The organism is Desulfofundulus sp., assembly GCF_049701015.1.
Classification (GTDB): Bacteria; Bacillota; Desulfotomaculia; order Desulfotomaculales; family Desulfovirgulaceae; genus Desulfofundulus.
This window is the reverse complement of sequence record NZ_JBNATZ010000240.1, coordinates 1-3749: the sequence shown is the minus strand read 5'-3', so window position 1 is coordinate 3749 and position 3749 is coordinate 1. Positions and strand designations below refer to the sequence as shown.

The 3749-nt window shown below is 54.5% G+C and carries 4 protein-coding genes and 1 other annotated feature; all 4 genes read right to left on the bottom strand.

Going from position 1 to position 3749, the window contains the following annotated elements; all coding sequences use genetic code 11:
• Window positions 1-97: 97 nt before the first annotated feature.
• Window positions 98-457 carry a 50S ribosomal protein L20 gene (rplT, locus tag ACPLUI_RS12390; protein WP_424660566.1) on the bottom strand — a complete coding sequence of 120 codons (360 nt, stop codon included), beginning with the start codon at window positions 455-457 and terminating at the stop codon, window positions 98-100.
• A gap of 30 nt (window positions 458-487) precedes the next feature.
• Window positions 488-682 carry a 50S ribosomal protein L35 gene (rpmI, locus tag ACPLUI_RS12385; protein ID WP_424660565.1) on the bottom strand — a complete coding sequence of 65 codons (195 nt, stop codon included), beginning with the start codon at window positions 680-682 and terminating at the stop codon, window positions 488-490.
• A gap of 15 nt (window positions 683-697) precedes the next feature.
• Window positions 698-1330, bottom strand: a complete 633-nt coding sequence (gene infC, locus ACPLUI_RS12380) for a translation initiation factor IF-3 (RefSeq protein ID WP_424660564.1) — start codon at window positions 1328-1330, stop codon at window positions 698-700.
• Window positions 1331-1518: 188 nt separating this feature from the next.
• Window positions 1519-3429 carry a threonine--tRNA ligase gene (gene thrS / locus ACPLUI_RS12375; protein WP_424660563.1) on the bottom strand — a complete coding sequence of 637 codons (1911 nt, stop codon included), beginning with the start codon at window positions 3427-3429 and terminating at the stop codon, window positions 1519-1521.
• 67 nt (window positions 3430-3496) lie between these two features.
• Window positions 3497-3739: a binding site (T-box leader), on the bottom strand.
• Window positions 3740-3749: the final 10 nt, after the last annotated feature.

Below are 3749 nucleotides of genomic sequence, written 5' to 3'. Positions count from 1 at the left end.
GATAAGTGCTGGCAAAAAGTCCACAAAAAACTAAGAGCATGGTTATAACCATGCTTAGTTTTTTACGTTTGGGTTTTAAAATACGCTGTACTTTAACTTAAGAACCCGCCTTGGATTTGGCCACTTCCACCAGCTGGCCAAAAGCCCGGGCGTCATTAACGGCCAGGTCGGCCAGCATTTTGCGGTTGATTTCCACCCCGGCCTTGCGCAGTCCGTTCATCAGACGGCTGTAGGTGATACCATTCATCCGGGCGGCGGCGTTGATACGGGCAATCCACAGTTTGCGGAAATCCCGCTTCCTGGCCCGCCTGTCGCGGTAGGCATAAGCAAGCGATTTCATGACCTGCTGCCGGGCTATCCGGTAAAGCTTGCTTTTTGCCCCCCGGTACCCCCGGGCCAGTTTGAGAATCTTTTTGTGTCTCCTGCGAGATACCACACTGCTTTTGGCGCGTGGCATTTCCATCTCCTCCTCAAGAATTCTTGGGACTTAGTAAGGGAGCAGCCTCTTCAGTCTCTTCATATCCGCGGCACTGACCAGGCCAGCCTGAGCCAGCCGGCGCTTGCGCCGGGCACTCTTTTTCCCCAGCAGGTGGCTGTGAAAAGCATGCATGCGTTTTACTTTGCCGGTACCGGTCTTCTTAAACCGTTTGGCTGCACCACGATGAGTTTTGATTTTGGGCAAGAGAGGCACTCCTTTCTATTCCTGATAAATTTCCTGCTGAATTTCCTGTTCTTTTATTTCCTGCTTGCTTTCCTGTTTATTTTCCGGTTTCACATCCTGTCGCGGGGCCAGGATCATAACCATATTCTTACCTTCCAGCTTGGGTTGTCTTTCAATTATGGATAAGTCCTTAACCTGTTCAGCCAGGCGCAATAAAAGCTGGTGTCCGAGCTGGGTATGCATGATCTCCCGGCCGCGGAACATAATCGTAACTTTGACCTTGTCACCCTCTTTTAAAAAGCGGGCCGCATTCCTGGACTTGACCTGAAAGTCGTGTTCTTCGATACTCGGCCGGAGCTTGACTTCTTTGATATTTACGATACGCTGCCTTTTCCTGGCCTCTTTTTCCCGCTTGCTCTGTTCGTACTTATACTTACCATAATCCATAAGCCGGCAAACCGGAGGTTTGGCCTGGGGGGCAATTTCCACCAGGTCCAGCTGTCTTTCCTCTGCCAGCCTCAGGGCTTCCCGCACGGGCATAATCCCCAGCTGGTTACCCGAAGCGTCGACCACCCTTACTTCCCTGGCCCGAATTTCCTCATTTACCCGGAAATTTTTGGTAATATTTATGCACCTCCTGAATTTGATAAAAAATAAAAACGGGCACATTCCACCCGCTTAAAAACCGAGAAGAACACTGAACAAAAACCCTGAGACAGCCCCAGCCGGGCGTCATGGGGTGAGAAGCGGATGGCTTCTTCTTACAGGTAGTTTTATCCTTGCAATTATAGCATGGTTCCAAGTTCCCCGTCAAGGGGCCTGGAAACAACCCAAACAACCCACCCCTTCATACTTTCCTAACCAATAGCTTTAGTACGAATTTCCTCCAGAATGCGGGCGACAAATTCCTCCAGGGGCTGGGTCCCCTCGTCGCCCCGACTGCGCTGGCGAACCGCCACAGTACCTTCCCGGGCCTCCCTGTCACCCACCACCAGCATATAGGGTATTTTTTGTGCCTGGGCCTCGCGGATTTTGTAATTCACCTTTTCATTGCGGGCGTCCAGCTCTACCCTGATGTTTTCCTTTTCCAGCCGCTCCACCACCTGAAGGGCGTAGCTGGCATGGCGGTCGGCAATGGGCAGAACCCTGACCTGGACCGGGGCCAGCCAGGTGGGAAAAGCGCCGGCAAAATGCTCGGTCAGGATGCCGATAAAACGTTCAATGCTGCCGAACACCACCCGGTGGATCATCACGGGGCGGTGCTTCTGGCCGTCCTCGCCCACATAGGTGAGGTCAAACTTCTCGGGCATGAGGAAATCCAGCTGAATGGTGCCGCACTGCCAGGTGCGCCCCAGACAATCCTCCAGATGGAAGTCAATCTTCGGCCCGTAAAAGGCCCCGTCCCCTTCATTTACTTTATACTTCATCCCCCTGGCCTTCAAGGCCTCCTCTAAGGCGGTGGTAGCTATCTCCCAGATTTCGTCCGAGCCCATGGACTTTTCGGGACGGGTGGAAAGCTCCACCTTATAGTTGAAACCAAAGATGCCGTAGAAATAATCCACCAGGTCAATGACCCCGATGATCTCTTCCCGGATCTGGGAGGGCAGCATGAAGATGTGGGCGTCGTCCTGGGTAAAGCAGCGCACCCGCATGAGCCCGTGGAGCACCCCGGAAAGCTCGTGGCGGTGCACCAGGCCCAGTTCCGCCAGGCGTATGGGCAGTTCCCGGTAGCTGTGCAGGCGGCTCTTGTACACCAGGATGCCGCCCGGGCAGTTCATGGGCTTGATGGCGTATTCCACGTCATCAATGCAGGTGAAGTACATGTTTTCCCGGTAGTGCTCCCAGTGCCCCGACCTTTCCCACAGGGACCGGTTTAAGATAATCGGCGTGCGGATTTCCTGGTAGCCCCGCTTGTAGTGCTCTTCCCGCCAGAATTGTTCCAGCTGGTTGCGCAGGACCATGCCCCTGGGGTGGAAAAAGGGGAAGCCCGGCCCTTCCTCCTGAATGCTGAACAGGTCCAGCTCCGCACCCAGCTTCCGGTGATCCCGGCGTTTGGCCTCTTCAATCCGGAAGAGGTATTCTTCAAGCTGGGATTTTTTAGGGAAAGCGGTACCGTAGATGCGCTGGAGCATCTTATTTCTTTCGTCGCCCCGCCAGTAAGCCCCGGCCACGGAAGTAAGCTTGAAGGCTTTCAGCCTGCCGGTGGAAGGAATGTGGGGGCCGGCACACAGGTCCACGAATTCACCCTGCTGGTAACAGGAAATTACCGCATCCTCCGGCAGCTCATTGATAAGCTCCACCTTGTACTTTTCCCCGGCGGCCGAAAAACGCTCCAGTGCCTCCTCGCGGGATACTTCAAACCGTTTAAAAGGGAGATCTGCCTGGACAATAGTCTGCATTTCCTTTTCAATTCTTTCCAGGTCCGCAGGTGTAAAGGGTTTTTCCGCATCAAAGTCATAGTAAAACCCTTCGGCAATGGCAGGACCTATGGCCAGTTTGACTTCCGGGAAAAGCCGCTTCACGGCCTGGGCCATGACATGGGCGGCGCTGTGACGGAAAGTGTCCCGCCCCGGCTCATCTTCAAAAGTGTGGAATTCAACAACGGCATCCCTGTACAAAGGCGCGTTCAAGTCCACCAGCCGCCCGTCCACAGATGCCACCAGGGCTTCCCTGCCCAGACGCGGACTGATGTCCTGCGCTATCCGGCTTAAAGGCGTACCGGGTTCATACTCCCGCACGGAACCATCCTTCAATGTTACCTTGACCATAACAGTACCCCTTCCTTTACATAGCTACATATACATAGCTACATGGCAAAATAAAAAACGCCCCTCTCTCAGGGACGAATTACCCGCGGTTCCACCCTGCTTGGCGGCCGCATTGTAAAGAACGGCCAGCCCGCCTCCAGGGTGGTAACGGCACCCACCGGCCCCGCTTACTAACCGCGCAGCATGGTATTCGGCAGGGCAGCTCCAGGGTGGTTTTCAGCCCTTCCCATCCAGGGACGCTTTCAGCCGAGGCATCCCCTCTCTGGGGATGGGGTCAGGAGGACCTACTCTTCCCCTTCATCACCATTACATTCGTGCGT

Coding starts and splice junctions, on each gene's coding strand:
- infC (WP_424660564.1), bottom strand. CDS start 1,330: ATGTGCCCGTTTTTATTTTTTATCAAATTCAGGAGGTGCATAAATATT.
- thrS (WP_424660563.1), bottom strand. CDS start 3,429: ATGGTCAAGGTAACATTGAAGGATGGTTCCGTGCGGGAGTATGAACCC.
- rplT (WP_424660566.1), bottom strand. CDS start 457: ATGCCACGCGCCAAAAGCAGTGTGGTATCTCGCAGGAGACACAAAAAG.